This window comes from Chromohalobacter sp. 296-RDG, assembly GCF_029889885.1.
In the GTDB taxonomy this organism is placed as follows: Bacteria; Pseudomonadota; Gammaproteobacteria; order Pseudomonadales; family Halomonadaceae; genus Chromohalobacter.
The window spans coordinates 39,322-55,784 of the sequence record NZ_JARANY010000013.1 but is presented as its reverse complement, the minus strand read 5'-3'; the positions used below and the strand labels follow the sequence as shown (position 1 = coordinate 55,784).

The window sequence follows — 16,463 nt, the reverse complement described above, 5'->3', positions numbered from 1 at the left end:
GCCGCGCGCGGAGATCCTGCTGTTGGAGTTGTCCGGCTGATTGTTCCAATTCGAGGCCTGCGAGCCTGCGTGGGAGCCGTTGTTCCAGTTCGCGCCGAAACGCGGCGAGAGATCCGTACACCACCCTGCTTAGCGCTTGGCTTTCTGCCAGGCGCCAACCATTTTGCCGACCTCGGCTAGATGCACCGAGGCCACCTCATGCTGATGAGGCGTGATGAATTTCTGCGCTGGCGCGGCGGCGAAGCGCAGCAGCCAGCGGAGTTCGGCGAGCGCGGCATCGACGTTATAGATGCGGCTCACCTGATTGGACTTGGCCGCTACATAAATCAGCCCCGGTACCGCCAACAGCGCATCGAGCAGCTTGTCGCGGTACCGGCCATGGCGTCGCGGCATGTTCTGAATGATCGGGTACAGATAGGCCACCGCCTGGTCGTAGCGTTCGACGATGGCTAGCGACTGCACCCGTTGCGGCGCTTCCTTCATCGCGTTCGCTATCGCTCCGCTTGCAGGTTCATGTGGTCACAGACGCCGCGCGCGGAGATCCTGCCGCCGGAGTAGTCCGGCCGATTGTTCCAATCCGAGGCCCGCGAGCCCGCGAGGGAGCCGCCGTTCCAGCCCGCGCCGAAACGCGGCGAGCGGATGCTGTTTGTGTAGATGTCGCCGCGCCCCTCCGTCAGCTCTTTCCAGCTTGATGAGCCGGTCGCAGACGTACCATTGATGTCGGCTCCCCACTGCCAGAGCGTACCGGTAATCTGTTCGCAGCCGCATGCAGAGCGATGCCCCGCCTGGTGCTGAGTGGTACCGGGATCGCTGCCGACTGCCTGGCGCTCAACGACGCCGTAGGCCAGCGCGGTGAACTCTTGGTAGAACGGCAGCCGCTTGCCCGCCGCCATGGCGAGATCCACCGCTACCCACCACGACATCGAGCCATAGGTATCGCTGCCGTTGCCGCCGTATTCATCGGGCGTGACGGGGCGGTCGTTGTCGTCGGCAATCTGCGCGCCGTTGCGGCTGTAACCGTTGACACCGTATTGGGTGTCCATCAAGTAGATGTCAGCCCAGATACCGGATTTTGGATCGCGGACCATGCCGCGCGGGCTATGTGCATCGGGACGCCAGTTGAGATCCCACAGCGACGCGGTGACGATATCGCCCGCACCAGCGCTGGCATGAAATCCGCCCACGGCGCGGGTGTCGCTCGGCGCTGCGCTGTCGGCGTCTACGGCTTCGAGCGTGCCGTCGGCGTGCGCATAGATCGTGTAATCGGTGCCGGGAGAAAGCGCTGGCAGTGCGACATCGGTGCCTCCCGCGATCGTCACTAGGCTTGGCCCGACCACTAGACTCAGGCTGGACGTCGTTACCAACGTCGACACTGTGGGGGCAGTCCATGCAGCGCGGGAGCCGTCGGATTTGGTGAAGGCGGTCGGTGTGACGGCTACTGAAAAGTCGCGATAGTCCTGCTCCAGTTGAGCCAGATGTTTGCCGTCCAGAGTGTCGGCGCTGAGCCCAGACCCCTCTCCATCTACAGTCAGCAGTTTGGTCAGGACGTCGGCGGCAGTGTAGCTGCTCGAATCGAGTTTCTCCGCCAGAGTATTGGTTACAGAAGCAGCAAAATCCGGGTCGTCATTGAGCGCGGAGGACAGCTCGTTGAGTGTATCCAAAGCGCCTGGTGCTGAATCCACCAATCTGCTGATTTCGGCATCAGCATAGGCTTTGGCGTCGCTGAGCAAGGTGCGCAGCGTCTGAGCAGTGAGTCGCGCCTCCACTTTCTCGCCACCGGCGTGCACGATGGCGTCGCCCTCGTAGCCGCGATCCACAGTGAGAGAGTGGTTGCCACCGCCGTCATCGGTGATGGCGGTGACCTTGACCACCTCGATATTACTGCCATAGCGCGAGGCGTCGTTAAGCAGGGTCATCAGAAACCAGTCGCCGTCAGCCAGTGACGACGGCAGGTTGACGCCATTCTTGAGTTTTAGGCTCGTCTCGCCAGACGGCACGGAAGCGGCGAGGACGCCGCGCGCATTGTTGATAAAAATTTGCGGCATGGATTACATCTCCACCACGGTGATCATGAAATCGACCTCTTTCACCCGGCTTTGGGTATGAATGAGGGGTGAGAACTTGTAGGTCTGCCCATTCGTCCCGCCGCGAATCCATAGCTTGATCCGGTCGGGCTCGATGCTTGTCTGGGTTATCTCGATACCGTCCGGGGCTTCGGCATCCACGGACACCACTTCGTCGCCCTCGGCCAGCCAGTCCTCGAAAAGCAGATCGTAGTCGAGGTGATCGTTTGGTTGTTTGCGCCAGGTCTTCATGTGATGCGGTACTCCCGAGGACTGTCAGGAATCGCCAATTGGCGATCGACGCGAGGAACGGTGAAGGTTCTTTTCGCAGGCGCAGGGTCGCCGGCATTGATCTTGAAGCTGTGCGGCGGGATCGAGGCGGAGCCCGTCATTGGCACCGGCGCCATCGTTCGGACGCGGAGCGCAATCGCCCGAGACTGGGCATCGGCCGCTACTTGGCTGGATTCCACGCTAACGATGGTGTAGATCGACGCCTCCATCGACACGCTCCCCGCGCCATCGGCATCGACGGCCGTCATGAAGGCCAGGCGTGCAGCGCCAGCGGCAGAAAGGGCCGGCACCCCTTCGGCTTGCCCGGTCATGTAGAGGGTCGCGATGTTGTCGCCTACCGCTTCGGCAGTGGCCATAGATTGGCCGTTGGCTTCCTTGGCAATTAAGCGCGTGGCGGAAATGATCGATACAGCTTCACCGATGGCATTGCCGCGTCCATCACGCAAGACGGTCGGCGTTGCCGGCATACGGGCTTCCGCCTCGAAGCGCGGATTGGTCGGCACTCGATGCAGAATCGTCAGGCGATCATCATCAAGTGTCGCGTTAGCCTCAGCCTCGTGGATCGCTCGAGAGCGCGGCTCGAAGCGTGGCACCAGGCTGGCCTGCGCCACACCTTCGATAGGAACCGCATCGAACAGCGGAAAGCGTCGAGCGATAGGGCTAGAGGCAGATGCCTCCGCGAGACCGCTTCCCCATGCGTACGCATAACGGGTATCGCCGCTAAGGATGTCCGGCGAGGCAATCAAGCGCGCGCTTGCCTGGAACAAGAACTTAATGATCCTGACCAGATGAGCCTGGGTGGTGGAGCTGGCTGCAGCCTTGGCGTCGCCGGGATAGACTGCGCGCGCCACATAGACGTCAGCAGCCGAAAGCGACGACTCAGCATCGCAGTAGCTCCAGCCGAAGCCTAGAATCGTGTTCGGCGTAGCACGGCTACGCGCGCGAGCGATGGCGGGTCCGCGCGCTCCCACCTGGCGAACGCGGATCTTCGAGACATCTTGGCTGCGCGCGAATGCCAGTGATGCTGTGCGCATCCGGCGCGGGTCCATCGCCCGAGTGACCGGTATCTCAGGTGACGTCGCATCGGCGACGGCCTCGGCAACGCCCTGAGCATCTACCAGGCGGGCATCGATGACGCGGTTGTCGGTGAACGCTTCAGATGTGGCAACCAATCCGTCGACCCACGTCGCCATGCCGTTGATCGACTCGCCATTGAGCGGGCCGCCGTCTCGGTATTCAGGGGGTATCCGCACTAAGCGCTGCGGATCGGGAGACGACAGTTCGGCTACAGCTTTGGCCGGCAATCCATCGACCTGACGCGCGCGGTACGGCACACCGGAAGAAGCGGACTCACCCACTGGCGAAAGCGGAGAGCTGGGCGTGATGCGCACCGGCTGAAAGGGTGTGATTACGCCGCGCGCATGGGCGCCACCTCCCACTCTGGCCTGCCGCACCGGCGTGGCGCTGCTAGCGCCCGTGGCGGATGCCGAGTCCAGAATGGCGTAAGCGATACGGTCGGCGCCGGCCGATGACCGGGCGTCGGCCTCGAGCAGACCCTCCGCCCAGACTACCGGAGAGGCGCCGCCGTTGATGACGGCGCTGTTGAACGGGACCGTCATGGGTGGCCCTCAGTTAGCGGAGAATGACCTGCATGCCGCCGATATCGATACTCAACACGTCGTTGATTTCCAGCGTCTTGGAAACCGAGAACGGCGCGTGATAGAGCATGTTTCCACCCGCCTGGGCGTCAAACAGGGCGTAATGGGTCACCGTTACAGAGCCGTCGGCAACCGGCGGGAATTGGATCAGCTTGGCGTTGGAGCACATCTTGCCATCGCCGCTAGCGGTGGGTGCGGTCCATCCGGAATCGATAGATCCTCCCTTTGCAGCGTCTTGCCGAAGGTAGGAGGAATCGCTCACCTCCTCGCCCGTACCGGCATCGGTTGGGTCGCTAGTGAACAGGGCAATATAGATAGTCGAAGGTGTCGGAAGGGAGTTGCCGCGCAGCGTATGCTGCAAAATGCCTTCTTCCAGATTATCGGAAAATGCGGACATATCGCGTTACCTCTCGGTAAGTCGTGCGATGGGTGAGGTTTAGATGAAGCGTCGCGCTTTCACGCGCGCGCCTCCTCGGGCATGGCCGAGACGGGAGTGCTGCCTGGCATCGGCTGCACCGGCCAGGAAGCGCTTTTGGTAGTAGGTGGCAAGTTCAGGGTCACGCCACGGTTGTGGAAGTAGCAGTAGGCGCCACCGCGCCCCGTTGGCGATAACCTCGCCCCAGCGAGAGACCACCTCGTCTGGCGGCATATCGCCGTAGATAGGGCGACACGCCAGACGTCCGTAGAGGAGAGACTCCGTGGGCTTGCGATCGAACTCAATAACGCTGGGTGCTGGCTGTAGGAAGCCGTCGCCCTGCACGCGCTCGCGCCCATCCAGGGTTAGAGAGACGATGCGCAGCGGCTCCCCTTGAGAAGCAACCACCTGCGGGTAGTCGGTATTGGCCGCCACTACTACGGGCTCGCCGCTTTGAACCCACGCGTCAGCCTCGGTGCAAAGCTCCCGTGCCATGCGAGCCAGCATCTCGCGAATGGAAAGCAAGGGCGCCTCAGGGATGTCCTGCACCACTTGATTAGTCAGATCGCTCAACGTCATGCAGCCCCCTGTGGATTAGTAGATCCGTCAGGCGCGTTAGGCGAGGTAGCTGAATCAACTTGGCCCTTCCCTTGCATTTGCTGCATATAGGACTGGCGATGCATCTGCGCCCGGCTGAGATTGGCCGAGTGCTCGGCATCTTTGGAGTAGGCGCGGTACAGGATGTAGTCGGTGGCTACCGGCGCATACGCATCGTTGAGCTTGAAAGCATCGTCACGGATGGCGTCGAGACCATCGCTCACCTTGTGCGGAGTAGGTACTGCCGAGTAGATGATTTCCAGCTTGGCGCCATCTTTGGCCGGCGGGTAGACATAGAACCGATCCGGGTCCAGGTCATCGAACACGTACTGCTCAATCTCCAGGCTCGCCGGATCGGAATGCCAATTGCGTCGAGTGGAATCCAGTGCCCGGCGCGTGGTGACCATGACCGCCATCTGGCTACCGACGGTGTTGCGCATCACATCGATCAGGCGCAACCCATCGGCCGGAATCTGCTGGCGTGTGCCTTCTGCCAGCGACACTTCGGTATTCATCGAGAACGCATCAGGTTTGAGCTGAACCGCCGCCTGATAGAACTCATTGAGCCAGCCGATCAACTCTTCATTCGTCCACCGAGTACCGGCAGACGTGATTTCCTGCAGAACCAGCTTGGCGTTACTGATGACGGTTCCCACCGTGGTAACAGCCATGGCTCAAACCTCTTCAATATGCCGCTTAGCGGCGAGTTCCGCACTGTAAGTGAAGAGCCGCCCATTGCCGCGATGCCGAAGCAAACGCGGCTTAGGCTCATCGGGTTCAGGCTTGTCTTCCGTTTGGCTCGCTTCAGGGATTTGGGCTGCCGGCGTCGAATCACCCTCAGACGGGGTAACACTGGTGTTGGCGTCATCCTCAGCGGGTGCGCTTTCCTCTTGTGCAGGGGTGGACTCGGCACGCTCCAGGAGGTCGGCACGGATAGTCTCGACACCTTTACGCTTATCGGCATCAACGCCCAGCTCTTCTTTTCCGATCTTCTCTAGCTCGTCCTTGTTGGCGGCGCTTTCGATTCGTTCGGTCAGTGACATGAGTTGCCCTCTTGTCTGGAAGCAAAAACGCCACCCCGTAGGGTGGCGTGTCAGGCGCTTCAGCCGCGCTGGGCGTACAGGTGGCCGGCGGCGTTGGGGTCGATCATCTCGTAACCGAACACGTTGAGCCCCCGGACCAGCTTGCCGAAGTCCTGCGGGTTGGGCAGGGTTTCCATGTTGGTCATCTGAGACGCGAAGGTTAGCGCCTTCTTGTGACCAAACAGGACGTTGGTGGCGTTCTTCCCGCTGGTGCCGTCCTTGACTGTGCTCAGGTTGTTGCTGATATACACGTCAAAACGGTCCAGCATCCCCACCTTGCCGTTACGGTAAACGGACGTGCTGTCACCCATTGCGCTGGCGTCGCGCAGATCGGATTTCTTCAGCATCCCGTTCATCCAGGCCGGCAGGATGATGTAACGGCCCATATCTGGAACGTTCTGCTCATCGAGCACAGAACCGCAATCAACCAAGGTGTCGAGAATCGTATCCTTAGCGATACTCACCGGCGCGCCGGCTTCGCCCATGTTGTAGCCGCCGGACTTCACGCCAGCACTGGGGCCAGCGTTCTCCGGCGCGGCATCGGCATAGACGTCGCCCAGAATCACCGTGTCGATGGCGATCTTCATCTGCTGACCGGCATCATCTGACCAGTTGTCCATCAGCTTGATGTCGGACTGGTAGGAATCCACATCATTGACCTCGAAGCTGAAGTACTTCGCCTTGTCAATGTGCAGCTCAACCTTGTCGCTGGTCGGCTTTTCGTAGTTGAGACCGCCACCGACCTCGTAGTCGCGGATAGTGATCGACGGGACGGTACGAATTTCAACCGTATCGCCCTTGTTCTTCACTTCGCCTTCGTAGTCGGTGTTGGCGATTTCGCCGAAGCAAGTGGATGCATAAAGCTTTTCCACCAGCTTCCCGCTCCATACCTGCGGGATAAACCCACTGGCGGAGGTGCTGGAATAGTCGGGATGGCTCCCGCCTCGTGCTGGACCTGCCATGTTAGTTACCTCTTGTCGCCTCACGGCGAGTTATCGGAACCGCTGACCGGGAATCAGTTATGCACCCGGCCTTCTCGTTGCGCGGCAAAAATGTCGGCTTCCAGGCGCTGGGCCTCCTCGGCGCTATAGCGCCCCGCGGTCTTATCCCTGTAGAACTGGCTGATTTCCTGCCCTGTCCACTGGCGCTGACCCTGCGGGGCCTCGGTCGCCTTGGCGGTACGGGGTTCAACCTGGTCTTCGGGAACGGTGCGCCTAGCGCCCTGCCCGGCCTGGTCCATATAGAGCGTGAAGATGTCAGCTACTGCTTTGGCGTCCAGGTTTTGCTGAGCCTTGTTCAGCGACTCCTGACGTTTCTCGCCAGTGCTGGGGTCGAACTGAGCCAGAAACTGGTGAAAGCCCGTGCTGGCGTTGATCTCACGCAGATTCGGCACGGCCTGCTCCAGCTGCACCCAGAATCGAGCCTCCGCGTCTTGCTGCTTCTCGCTTTCAAGCTGCTCGAGGCGCTGGGCAATCTCCTGGCTGTTGCCAGAGTCGGCGGCCTGAGCCGGCGCGCGCTGATCCACCATGCGCGTGACAAAATCCACCAGATCCTCGCCATAGGTCGCCTTGAACTGCTCCAGCTGGTCATCGCTGACGCCGCTATCGGCGCCACCTTTGGGCTGTTGCTGCTCAAGCTCGGCGATTCGGCGGTCACGCTCGGCAATCGTGTTCTTCAGGTCGCTGTTTTCCTGACGCAGTGCCTGAATCTCGCTGTTGTACTTGCCCTGGAGGACGTTGAACCGGTGTTGCCAATAAAGCGCATCTTGGCCCTGTTCGCCCTTGGGCTGTGACTCAGAAGATTCGGCGGGTTGCGTCTGGCTGGAATCGGGCTCTGCAGATGCCTGACTGCCATCGCGGGGCGGGTTTTGTTCCGCGTCGGGAGCCGTGGCTGTTTCGTCATCGGGATTCTCGGCGGGCTCAAAGTGCCGGCGAGCGGCATCGGCTTGTTCCTGGACAGACCTCGGTAGTGACATTGTTGCTCCTGTGACGCCTCACGGCGTGACGGGTGAGCCGGCATAAGCCGGGGTTCACGATGGGGGTAACGGGTTCTGGTGCGCATTCCAGAGCGCTCCCACGACAAAGCCGCCCAGGGCGAACCATGAGCGGCTTTGCGGTGGGCCGGGCGGTGCCCGGCGTTACGTGCTGAATCGCTGCCGAATGACTTCTTGCGCTTCATCGAGCTGCTTCAGTAGATCGGCGGCAGCGGCGGCGCGTCCTTGATGTCGAGACACTTCACCGGGATCTCGGCATTGCTCCAGACTGTCCCGGCTGTCCTCGCGCATTCGCTTGAGCAGGCTGGCCAGACGCTCCCCGTCCTGCGTTCCCGCTATCCGGGCCAGCGCTTTCCAATCCTGTTCCGTCGTCTGAGCCATCACGCTGCCCCTGTGTTTCGCTGATCAGCTTGGCAATCTCGGCGAGCAGCTTCTGAGCCTCGAGCGGCGCCATTTTCTGCTCGTCCTGCGTTTCGATCTGGGTATTCTCAGCATCGGCCTGGTGGCGCTGTGCCTGGGCCTGCTTCTCCTGTATCTCGGCTTGGGTCTTGGCTTTCTCAAGCTGGTCATCGGCCTGCTGCGACTTTTTCTGTCCGGCCATGTTCTCCTGCATCTCTTCCTCGGAGGGAACAAGGTTCGGCAGGTCCAGCTTCTCGGCCACACTTTCGAGCAAACGGCGGCGGCCGTCTTGGCCGAGGATGCCCATGTCGAACTCGTTGGCTGTCATCTGGAGGAACTGCTGACGGAGCTGGTCGGTCTGCTCGCGGGCGAGAATCGCGCTTGAGCCGCGAGCCACGACGCTGGCGTCGCCCTTGATGCTGTTGTCATCGCTGTACTGCATGTTATGCAGCCACAGAGCTTCGATGACACGGCGCATCACACCACGGTCGATGTGTCGAATGGCGTCCTTGATGCCCTTGTTGGCCGACTCCATAAGCATCGACAGACCTGACGCCGTTTCGCCGGCACCGCCGGCTCCCTCGTTGCCGTATAGATACCGAGGGATGTTGGTAGCGTCGTCGGCCTTGCGCTCGAACTGGTCGTAAACGGACAGCAGCTCGCTGGCGTTGGAGCTTGCCTGGAAAAAACGAACAGCAGGATTGTTGCCAGTTACGTTGCTGTCCTGAGTGCGCCACACCTTCCACGGATACATATCGGTCGGGTCTTCGGTGGGCTGTAGTCGCTCCTCGAACACCTCCACTTGCGGACCTGACGAAATGGCCAGGTTGTTCACGAGTCCGCGTGCTGTGGCGTTGCACACGTCCTGAATGTCGGCCATCAGCTCGGGAATGCCCTGGCCCCAGAACGAGCCGGGAACTGGCTGGAATGACGCCTTGTGATAGGGCCGGCGTTCCAGTGGGTCTTGGTTGATACGCACGCGGACGACATGACGACCGATCAAAATCGCCTCGACCTCGTACTCGGCCAGCGGGTCAGGCACCTCATCGGGATCAAGCCCCCACTGGAGTAGCGTCACGCCCTGGGCGCCGCCTGAATAGATCAAGCCATCAATCGTCTCGCCTGGTGTCAGCCACTCGTGGCCGCGATCCTGAAGCTCGGCGCGCTCGCCATCCGTCCAGAGCCAATCGCGTAGCCCGCCCTGGCCGTACTCATCCAGCACGCGCCGGATGGCTTCGGTGTTGTAGCTGGGGACGCCGATCATCTGGTTGAGGTGGGAGCGTGTGAACCGCGCCCGCTCCAGAATATAAGCACCGTCGTCGATATTGGTGGCGTCAGGGCTCGGGTACAGATCGAACGGCGACACGCGCTCAAACTCGGGGCGGATTTTCTCTCCCTTGATCGGCTTCCAGCCTTCCAGCCATTTCAGCTCAGGAACGCGACGAAATACTGGGGCGCGGATGAATGCAGCCGGATAAGTCACAAAGTCGTCGATGAACGCCTCGAATGCGTCATCCCAGTCGCCCTCGGCCAGCTGGTCGGCAATCAGCTCCTCATGGCGGTCGGTGGCTTCTCGTGCTGCTTCATCGGCCTTCTGCCGGAGCTTGCCACGCGCCTCTTCCATCATCGACGCCATATCCACCTGCTGCCCCTGCTGTTGCATTTGCTGGGCCTGCTGGCGAATCTGCTGGATCATCGGTTCCAGGTATTGATCAGGCACCTCGGGCACCGGTGTCGGCTCCAGCCCCCAGGGCTTGTCTCTGCTGGGGATCATGATGTCGCGCACCCATGCCGCTGCCGCTCGGCACTTGGTGGCGGTGAGCATCATGTAGATCTCGGCGCCGCCTTCTTTACGAATAGCGGCCAGCTTGCTGGGGTCGTACTCACCCTTGCGTCGGCGCAGACAATCTAGCATCCGGTATTCAATCTGCTGTCGCGCCATCTTGGCGTTTTCCCAGCAGCGCTGAATATGCGAGCCCAGCGACGACTCGATCAGCTCCTGCCGGCGCCGCTCTTCCTCAGCCTGGCGCTGTGCCTCATCTTCATCATCGGCGCGCATCTCCTCTGCCGATCGATGCTGTAGCAGCCCCATACCGCTCATTGGGCGCTCCCAGTCAGTGCTCGATAGATTGCCTGGTTGGCGTCTTGCTTGTTGCGGCGCAGACGCATGACGTTGCGGCGCATCGGCCCCAGGTGGTCCAGCACGTCACGCATGTACCCAGCCGGGTCTGACGCGTACTCGCGTATCTTGACGTTCAGCGTGATGCCCATGCTGCCTTCAGTATCGAATTGCAGACGCATCGCGGGCTCGGGGCGCGTGACTCGCTCTTCGATGACGATCATGTCGACCTGTACGGGGCCAACATCGGGCCGGAATCGACCGGTATTGATCGGAATACCCTGCTCAATCAGCGCTTCGGCAATAGATCGTGCGGCGTCGCTCATGAGCTGAGAGACTTGCTCGCGAGTTTTACCACTAAGGTTGTACGCGGTATTGCCGGCACGGCGCTGTGCGCCCGCGTCCGGTGACGTGATGATCTGCGGCATGGTGTCCTCTGCCTCACGGCGGTGGTCAGGTGTGCGCGGCCCAGCCGGTGCGCTCACGCTTATCGGGACGCGGCGCCGGTGTGTTCGTGCGCTTGAAAATGGAGGAGCGGGCCAGCGTCTCGAACGCCTTGGCCCCGTGGGATGCCCAGTCGTGGCGCGGCGTGTCTTTGTAGACGCCGCGCTTGTCGTCCCACTCTTTGCGGTAGTTGTCGAGGCACTTCACGCCGTCGTCACAGGCTTCCTCATCGATCCAGCACATCGGCAGGAAATTACGGACAGCCTGCACTCCCTCGGCGTGGTTGCTGATACGCGGCACGACCTCGAAGTTGATGCCGTATTGCTTGGCGACATCGGCGCGACTCTTGCCGGTCCCTAGCTCGCGAACGGCCAGGTCGTGCGGGCCGAAGTGGCCACCGTAGCGATAGCCCTTCTTGTTCAGCTCGTCGGCGTAGTATTCGATTCCCTCGCCCTCACCTTCGAGGTAGTCCACCAAGTGGATCTCGCGGCCCACAATCTGCGCAAACCAGATGGCCATGGTGTCGTTCATGCCCAAGTCCCATGCGGTAAAGACTGGCAGCGATGGGTTTACCTGGACCTCGCTGGTCAGACGGCCATTCTTGCGCAGGAATCGCATCTGACTGGCGTAGTACGCGCCTTCGATACTCTGCGCGAAGGCTTCATCGGGAGTGCTCGGATACTCCCGCTTCATGTCGTCCTGCAGCACCTCGGCCTTTTTTGCGTACCACGCTTGCTGAGCCGCGTCAGTCTTGATGCCGTGCTTGTGCTCGAGGTCTTCGAAGTATTCGCGGAGCCACTGCGGTACCAGCACACCTTCGGGGTCGAGTCGGTATGCCGGCTCCTCGTGCCACGGGAAAAAGTGAAACTGGAAGTCCATCAACGTCGGGGACCGACCCAGCTCCTGCAGATGCTGCGCTGACTGGCAGAAATCGAAGAAGTAGCCTTCTCGGCCCTCCGCCGTGCTCTCGAGCGTCACCTGGTTGCCTAGGCCAACCGCCTCGAACGCACCGGTAACGATTTCCTGCGCCTTGTGCGGGTACTGCCGACAGATCTTGCCGAACTCCGATATGTGCAGCCGCTGAAGCGTGCCGCCACGGTATGACGTGCTAACCTTGATTGAGCTGCCGTTATCGAATGCCAGGGCACCGGAGCCGCTTTTGTCGCTCTCTGGGCGCGGGATGCGAATACCCAGTAGCTTGAAGATGTGGTGCCAAGCGGCATCGATGTTCTGATACGCGAAGCTGACTTTGTTCCTGAAGATGTCCTGTGCATCATCCAGCTTGTGGCAGATGCAGCCCGCGGCGAAGTTGTCCTTGAACAGGCAGTCATCGAGCGAATCGATCATCTCGAACGTCGTGAACCCCAACTGACGCGCCTTGAGAATGATGTCCCGCGCGTGCCGGTCGATATAGCGCTGACGCTGCGCCCGGTTGGGCCGAAACCGCAGCACCTTGCCTTGCTTGTCCTTGATCTTGTACAGCGCATTGAGCCGAAACCACTTCAGCGACAGTGCTTCGAGCAGATCCGCTTGATCGGTTAGCCGACCTCGAGCATGGGCCTTCAGAAACGCATTCGCCCGCTTGATCTCCCGTTCCCGATTACTCCGGGTCATCCGGTGCAACCTCGGCCATCAGTTCGGCAAACGTGCGGCCCTGGTCGTCGGCGTCAGCGGTGTCGAGACCATAGCTCTGACGCTCTAGCTTAACGACGCGCTCCATTGCCTGTGTGCCGGCGCTCAACGCTTTGCCCAGATACTCGAGCGACACGCCTTCCTGATTCAGCTCACCATCGAGGCGGTCAGCAAAACGGTCAGAAATGCTTCGCCAGCGGTCCAGCGACGTACGCTGACGCCGCATGATCGCCTCGTTTTCTTCTGACGCCTGTTCGACCACCTCGTCATCGGTTGCCTCAGCCGGCGCCGTATCAGGACGAGCAATACGTTCACGCGTACGCTGCTTGATGTCCTCCGACAGATCCTTCTGCCACCCCTCTTTCGTAGCACGGCGACTGATCTGGCTCGCGCTCGGACCATGAACGCCTGACAGCTGTGCCAGGGTGTGCCGTCCGGTGCGCCAGTCGCGCTCGATGGCCTCCCAATCGTATTTATGCGACATATCGTTTGCGGTGCCCTCGCGGGCAGCGCCTCCATCATGTAGGGCCCGGGCGTCTCACGACGTGCCGGGCGAAAGCAGGCGACGCTTCACAGCGTGACCTTATCCCGCGCAGGGAATTCGATAAAAACGACCTACATCAGTCATCGCTCTCTTGACAGCGCTGGTTCATCCACCACTGAGCTTGGCTCAGAGAGGCGATGATCATGCCGTAGCACAGCCCGGAATCCTCGGCTTTGGTGATCGCTTCATGAAGATCACTCTCGAACCGTTCGCATGCAGCCTCGCCAGCAGGCGTCAGCGTGTTCATGTGCCGGAATTGCGTGACAGTACCCATCACCTAGACCTCGCCAATGCCTGCGCGACGATGCAGCTCCGCCAACGCATCCTCCTCCATCGTGATGTCGGCCGCGTGATCTTTGCCGATACCGATGCAGACGTCTCGATGTGGGATGCCGATGCGTCGTTTATGAGGCGTTGCACCGCCCGGCCCCTTGCGCCGAATCAGCTCGGCCAATAGGTCAATGTCGCTCAGGTGTGCCATGCGGTCGTCGCTGCACTCGAACCATGCTGGCTTGCCTTCAGCCTCCGTTAGCGCCTTGAACGCATAACCAGCATGGCTGCCACGCTCATGGTTCAGGAACTCTCCCAGCTCATCGACATGATGCCCTGGGGCGCTTGAACGGCGTGTCAGAACAAAACGGGTTACCGCTTTCAGCTTGAGCTCTACGCTTTCCATCTTGCTCTCCTCGACGGCCGCGACCGCCTATAAAAAAGCCCTGCCGGGATGGCAGGGCTCGTTATTCGGCTTCGATTTTATCGATGGTGTTGCCAGTCTCGTTCATGACAAAGCAGTTGCGCCAGTCAATAGGCGAGACTCGCTCCCACATGCCGTGATCGTCATAGACGCGGATACCGGCGTTGTCTCGAGCCAGACTGTACGATCTAGTCGATATGCAGCGCTGGTCGATTGTCACATCACCGTCGTGCCCTACGAATTTGAGATACATCATGGTCTACCTTCCTCTCTGCCTGAATAAAACGGGGCTCTATCTCGCGACAGTGCCCCGCCCTCTCGCGGGGATTCTTACTTGCCCGCCACCCGGGTCTTGATCGCATCCATGAAGCCACCAGTATTGACGCCCTTAGCCGCCATGCGCTCTTTACCGACACGGTTGATGTCGATGCCGAGAACCGTGGCCATGATGCCGAATACCATCATCGCGTTATTGAGTAGCGCGGCTTTGTCAGAGCCAGGTTGGAACATCGACCAAACAATAGACGCCATGACGCCCAGGCAAGAAAGCACAAACGTCCAGCCGGCAGCGCCCCGCCAGCCAGCCTTTAAGGTGCTGTCGCTGTCCAGCTCGGCACGCATCGTCTTGTTGACCTGGCTCTGCCGCTCGGTGCGAGCTTCGATTCGAGCCTGTTCAAGATCGGCCTCGATCTTCTTAACCTTGGCCGCTGCCTCGGGGTCATCCTTCATCGCTTGATTCACCGCTTCAGGCGTCTCTTCGACGCCCAGAGCTTTAGCGACCATTCCGCCGACGGCGCCGCCGGCCTGGCCGTAAATTGCCGAGCCGACCATCGGCGCAGCCTCGCCTACGGTCTCAGCGATATCGCTCCAATTCATCACAGCCCCCTGATAAGGTCGGTGAGCACTCTACCCGCCATCGACAGCGCAGCGCCCAGCAGCAGCAAGCCGATAGTTGAAGCGGCATTCCAGCGCTCTGAGAGCTTCGAGTGACGTTGTTGGCCTGTCTCGTCAGCCACTGCCGCACCAACCTCTAGCTGGTGCACCTTTTTGCTGAGGTCTTCGATGCGGGCCTCAGCTTTCTCTAGGTCGGCGGCATGACCATTCTGGCGCTCTTCCATTCGAGTAAGCCGGTCGAGAATCTGCGTGTTCAGCTCCCGAAGCTCGGCCAGGCCCTGCTCAATACGGTCCAGCTGGGAGCTTGTTGCGCCTACCTCTGCCATGGTCACGCCGCACCCCCAGACGAGTGTTTGACGGCGCGGTCGTACCAATCCCGGTCCTCACTGGAAAGCTGGCCGCCTGCGTTCATATAGGCTTGTGCCAGCGTTTTCAGCTTGTGCTCTCGCTGTCCGTATCCAGCTCCAGGCATGGACGCCCAGATGTTCGATGCGGCGCTAATCGCGTCTCCGAAGCGGCCGTCCTGTATCAGCTCAAGCGCGTCTTGTTCACGCAGTTGCTGAATCGCATAGCGGTCCTGCGACTCCGGCGAGAAATCCGGAAGATCAAGTTGCTCGCAGTAATGCGGCCAGTAGGTGTTGAGTATCTGATAGCGACCGGCCGCCGTGCTGAATACGCCGTCGGCGTACTCGATAGCATCGTCATCGCTGGGCAGCGGATGATCGGCATAGCTGTCGAACAGATGGAGATCGCCCGGCACAGAGCCGACGAGCACGTCATAGCCGTCGTCGCTCGCAGCGAGCATTGTCGGACCGATCTCGGCGCGCGCCAGCGTATCGAGGAACGCGCAGACGTTGATGCCTCCGGCGGCATCGGGAGTAATTCGAGGCATAATAGGATTCCGACGCCTCACGGCGTGAGAAACAGGGAGCGGCGTACCGCAAACAGAAAAGCCCCACCGGGAACTGGCAGGGCCTCAAATGAAAACGCCCCGGCTCAAAGCCAGGGCGCAGAAATCGATAGTGGGTTTAGGATAATCGAAAATGATGCAGGTGGCAAGGGAGGACTTCTATTCACTACGACTGGCATTGGTCTTGAAAGCCACGGATACATAGAGATGGTGACGGACAGGAAGCTGCAATTTTTGCTGAGCACTGCCCGAGGTAAACCATTTCTGAAAGCGACTCACGCTCCATAGAGTTAGCTCAGACAAGTCTTTGTACGTTAACGGAAGGCCGAATTTGCTTTCCCACACTCGGGAAATCTCTTTGAAGAATTCTGGCTGCGAGAGATGCTTTACATCCTCCCACGGCATGGAGCGCGTCTTAAGCGAGAGAGTCGTATCACGGAAAGCAGGAATGCCGAGCTCGTATCGCATTCGCTGTATACTTGACTTTGATGCTCCGTAACGGATAGCGATGTTATCGTCCGATGCCTTTCCTAAAAGCGCGACCGCCTCATCCGGCAATATAATTTTCTTGGGGCTGACCCCGGTAAATGACGGTATGCCTAGCTGTGTTCGTCGAGATTTGACCTGCGGCTGCGTCGCTCCAATCTTGCGCGCAATGTCGGCATCCGAAGCGGTGCCGAGCAGCTGGTCTTCTTCAGGCGCCCATGTACGGCCTTTTTTTGGCATAT

At 60.4% G+C, this 16,463-nt stretch carries 21 protein-coding genes; all 21 read right to left on the bottom strand.

Going from position 1 to position 16,463, the window contains the following annotated elements:
• Positions 1-129: 129 nt before the first annotated feature.
• The gene (gene avd / locus OP495_RS07510) at positions 130-483 is read right to left on the bottom strand and encodes a diversity-generating retroelement protein Avd (protein ID WP_280568269.1); all 354 of its coding nucleotides are present in this window, start codon (positions 481-483) and stop codon (positions 130-132) included.
• 8 nt (positions 484-491) lie between these two features.
• Complete coding sequence (locus tag OP495_RS07505; protein WP_280568267.1) at positions 492-2,045, bottom strand: hypothetical protein; 1,554 nt, start codon at positions 2,043-2,045, stop codon at positions 492-494.
• Positions 2,046-2,048: 3 nt separating this feature from the next.
• On the bottom strand, positions 2,049-2,315 hold the full coding sequence (locus tag OP495_RS07500; RefSeq protein WP_280568265.1) for a hypothetical protein: 267 nt from the start codon (positions 2,313-2,315) through the stop codon (positions 2,049-2,051).
• Positions 2,312-3,973, bottom strand: coding sequence for a hypothetical protein (locus OP495_RS07495; RefSeq protein WP_280568263.1), 1,662 nt, complete (start codon positions 3,971-3,973; stop codon positions 2,312-2,314). Before OP495_RS07495 ends, OP495_RS07500 begins: the two co-directional genes overlap by 4 nt.
• Positions 3,974-3,986: 13 nt before the next feature.
• Positions 3,987-4,409, bottom strand: coding sequence for a hypothetical protein (locus OP495_RS07490; RefSeq protein ID WP_280568261.1), 423 nt, complete (start codon positions 4,407-4,409; stop codon positions 3,987-3,989).
• Positions 4,410-4,448: 39 nt separating this feature from the next.
• Positions 4,449-5,006: a hypothetical protein gene (locus OP495_RS07485; RefSeq protein ID WP_280568259.1), complete on the bottom strand. Its 558-nt coding sequence runs from the start codon at positions 5,004-5,006 to the stop codon at positions 4,449-4,451.
• Entirely contained in the window at positions 5,003-5,695 is a 693-nt protein-coding gene (locus OP495_RS07480; RefSeq protein WP_280568256.1) for a DUF6682 family protein, read from the bottom strand. The genes OP495_RS07485 and OP495_RS07480 overlap by 4 nt, the downstream gene beginning before the upstream one ends.
• Before the next feature lie 3 nt (positions 5,696-5,698).
• Positions 5,699-6,067: a hypothetical protein gene (locus OP495_RS07475; protein WP_280568253.1), complete on the bottom strand. Its 369-nt coding sequence runs from the start codon at positions 6,065-6,067 to the stop codon at positions 5,699-5,701.
• Positions 6,068-6,126: 59 nt separating this feature from the next.
• Complete coding sequence (locus OP495_RS07470) at positions 6,127-7,068, bottom strand: P22 phage major capsid protein family protein (protein WP_280568251.1); 942 nt, start codon at positions 7,066-7,068, stop codon at positions 6,127-6,129.
• Positions 7,069-7,121: 53 nt separating this feature from the next.
• Positions 7,122-8,081, bottom strand: coding sequence for a hypothetical protein (locus OP495_RS07465; protein ID WP_280568249.1), 960 nt, complete (start codon positions 8,079-8,081; stop codon positions 7,122-7,124).
• Between the two features lie 259 nt (positions 8,082-8,340).
• Entirely contained in the window at positions 8,341-10,599 is a 2,259-nt protein-coding gene (locus OP495_RS07460; protein ID WP_280568247.1) for a hypothetical protein, read from the bottom strand.
• Positions 10,596-11,045 carry a hypothetical protein gene (locus tag OP495_RS07455; RefSeq protein ID WP_280568244.1) on the bottom strand — a complete coding sequence of 150 codons (450 nt, stop codon included), beginning with the start codon at positions 11,043-11,045 and terminating at the stop codon, positions 10,596-10,598. The genes OP495_RS07460 and OP495_RS07455 overlap by 4 nt, the downstream gene beginning before the upstream one ends.
• A gap of 25 nt (positions 11,046-11,070) precedes the next feature.
• Complete coding sequence (locus OP495_RS07450) at positions 11,071-12,675, bottom strand: terminase (RefSeq protein WP_280568241.1); 1,605 nt, start codon at positions 12,673-12,675, stop codon at positions 11,071-11,073.
• Positions 12,662-13,177 (bottom strand): hypothetical protein, encoded by a 516-nt coding sequence (locus OP495_RS07445; protein ID WP_280568238.1) that lies wholly within the window; start codon positions 13,175-13,177, stop codon positions 12,662-12,664. Before OP495_RS07445 ends, OP495_RS07450 begins: the two co-directional genes overlap by 14 nt.
• Positions 13,178-13,313: 136 nt before the next feature.
• Positions 13,314-13,511: a hypothetical protein gene (locus OP495_RS07440; RefSeq protein WP_280568237.1), complete on the bottom strand. Its 198-nt coding sequence runs from the start codon at positions 13,509-13,511 to the stop codon at positions 13,314-13,316.
• Between the two features lie 3 nt (positions 13,512-13,514).
• Positions 13,515-13,913 carry a hypothetical protein gene (locus tag OP495_RS07435; protein ID WP_280568235.1) on the bottom strand — a complete coding sequence of 133 codons (399 nt, stop codon included), beginning with the start codon at positions 13,911-13,913 and terminating at the stop codon, positions 13,515-13,517.
• Positions 13,914-13,974: 61 nt separating this feature from the next.
• Positions 13,975-14,187, bottom strand: coding sequence for a hypothetical protein (locus OP495_RS07430; protein ID WP_280568233.1), 213 nt, complete (start codon positions 14,185-14,187; stop codon positions 13,975-13,977).
• Between the two features lie 74 nt (positions 14,188-14,261).
• On the bottom strand, positions 14,262-14,762 hold the full coding sequence (locus OP495_RS07425; RefSeq protein WP_280568230.1) for a 3TM-type holin: 501 nt from the start codon (positions 14,760-14,762) through the stop codon (positions 14,262-14,264).
• A gap of 44 nt (positions 14,763-14,806) precedes the next feature.
• Positions 14,807-15,151 (bottom strand): hypothetical protein, encoded by a 345-nt coding sequence (locus OP495_RS07420; RefSeq protein WP_280568227.1) that lies wholly within the window; start codon positions 15,149-15,151, stop codon positions 14,807-14,809.
• A 2-nt stretch (positions 15,152-15,153) separates the two neighbouring features.
• Positions 15,154-15,717, bottom strand: coding sequence for a glycoside hydrolase family 104 protein (locus tag OP495_RS07415; RefSeq protein WP_280568224.1), 564 nt, complete (start codon positions 15,715-15,717; stop codon positions 15,154-15,156).
• A 177-nt stretch (positions 15,718-15,894) separates the two neighbouring features.
• The gene (locus tag OP495_RS07410) at positions 15,895-16,461 is read right to left on the bottom strand and encodes a hypothetical protein (protein ID WP_280568221.1); all 567 of its coding nucleotides are present in this window, start codon (positions 16,459-16,461) and stop codon (positions 15,895-15,897) included.
• Positions 16,462-16,463 lie beyond the last annotated feature (2 nt).

Coding starts and splice junctions, on each gene's coding strand:
- OP495_RS07490 (WP_280568261.1), bottom strand. CDS start 4,409: ATGTCCGCATTTTCCGATAATCTGGAAGAAGGCATTTTGCAGCATACG.
- OP495_RS07495 (WP_280568263.1), bottom strand. CDS start 3,973: ATGACGGTCCCGTTCAACAGCGCCGTCATCAACGGCGGCGCCTCTCCG.
- OP495_RS07465 (WP_280568249.1), bottom strand. CDS start 8,081: ATGTCACTACCGAGGTCTGTCCAGGAACAAGCCGATGCCGCTCGCCGG.
- OP495_RS07480 (WP_280568256.1), bottom strand. CDS start 5,695: ATGGCTGTTACCACGGTGGGAACCGTCATCAGTAACGCCAAGCTGGTT.
- OP495_RS07435 (WP_280568235.1), bottom strand. CDS start 13,913: ATGGAAAGCGTAGAGCTCAAGCTGAAAGCGGTAACCCGTTTTGTTCTG.
- OP495_RS07420 (WP_280568227.1), bottom strand. CDS start 15,151: ATGGCAGAGGTAGGCGCAACAAGCTCCCAGCTGGACCGTATTGAGCAG.
- OP495_RS07470 (WP_280568251.1), bottom strand. CDS start 7,068: ATGGCAGGTCCAGCACGAGGCGGGAGCCATCCCGACTATTCCAGCACC.
- OP495_RS07500 (WP_280568265.1), bottom strand. CDS start 2,315: ATGAAGACCTGGCGCAAACAACCAAACGATCACCTCGACTACGATCTG.
- OP495_RS07425 (WP_280568230.1), bottom strand. CDS start 14,762: ATGGTCGGCTCGGCAATTTACGGCCAGGCCGGCGGCGCCGTCGGCGGA.
- OP495_RS07415 (WP_280568224.1), bottom strand. CDS start 15,717: ATGCCTCGAATTACTCCCGATGCCGCCGGAGGCATCAACGTCTGCGCG.
- OP495_RS07430 (WP_280568233.1), bottom strand. CDS start 14,187: ATGATGTATCTCAAATTCGTAGGGCACGACGGTGATGTGACAATCGAC.
- OP495_RS07475 (WP_280568253.1), bottom strand. CDS start 6,067: ATGTCACTGACCGAACGAATCGAAAGCGCCGCCAACAAGGACGAGCTA.
- OP495_RS07440 (WP_280568237.1), bottom strand. CDS start 13,511: ATGGGTACTGTCACGCAATTCCGGCACATGAACACGCTGACGCCTGCT.
- OP495_RS07505 (WP_280568267.1), bottom strand. CDS start 2,045: ATGCCGCAAATTTTTATCAACAATGCGCGCGGCGTCCTCGCCGCTTCC.
- OP495_RS07410 (WP_280568221.1), bottom strand. CDS start 16,461: ATGCCAAAAAAAGGCCGTACATGGGCGCCTGAAGAAGACCAGCTGCTC.
- avd (WP_280568269.1), bottom strand. CDS start 483: ATGAAGGAAGCGCCGCAACGGGTGCAGTCGCTAGCCATCGTCGAACGC.
- OP495_RS07485 (WP_280568259.1), bottom strand. CDS start 5,006: ATGACGTTGAGCGATCTGACTAATCAAGTGGTGCAGGACATCCCTGAG.
- OP495_RS07445 (WP_280568238.1), bottom strand. CDS start 13,177: ATGTCGCATAAATACGATTGGGAGGCCATCGAGCGCGACTGGCGCACC.
- OP495_RS07450 (WP_280568241.1), bottom strand. CDS start 12,675: ATGACCCGGAGTAATCGGGAACGGGAGATCAAGCGGGCGAATGCGTTT.
- OP495_RS07460 (WP_280568247.1), bottom strand. CDS start 10,599: ATGAGCGGTATGGGGCTGCTACAGCATCGATCGGCAGAGGAGATGCGC.
- OP495_RS07455 (WP_280568244.1), bottom strand. CDS start 11,045: ATGCCGCAGATCATCACGTCACCGGACGCGGGCGCACAGCGCCGTGCC.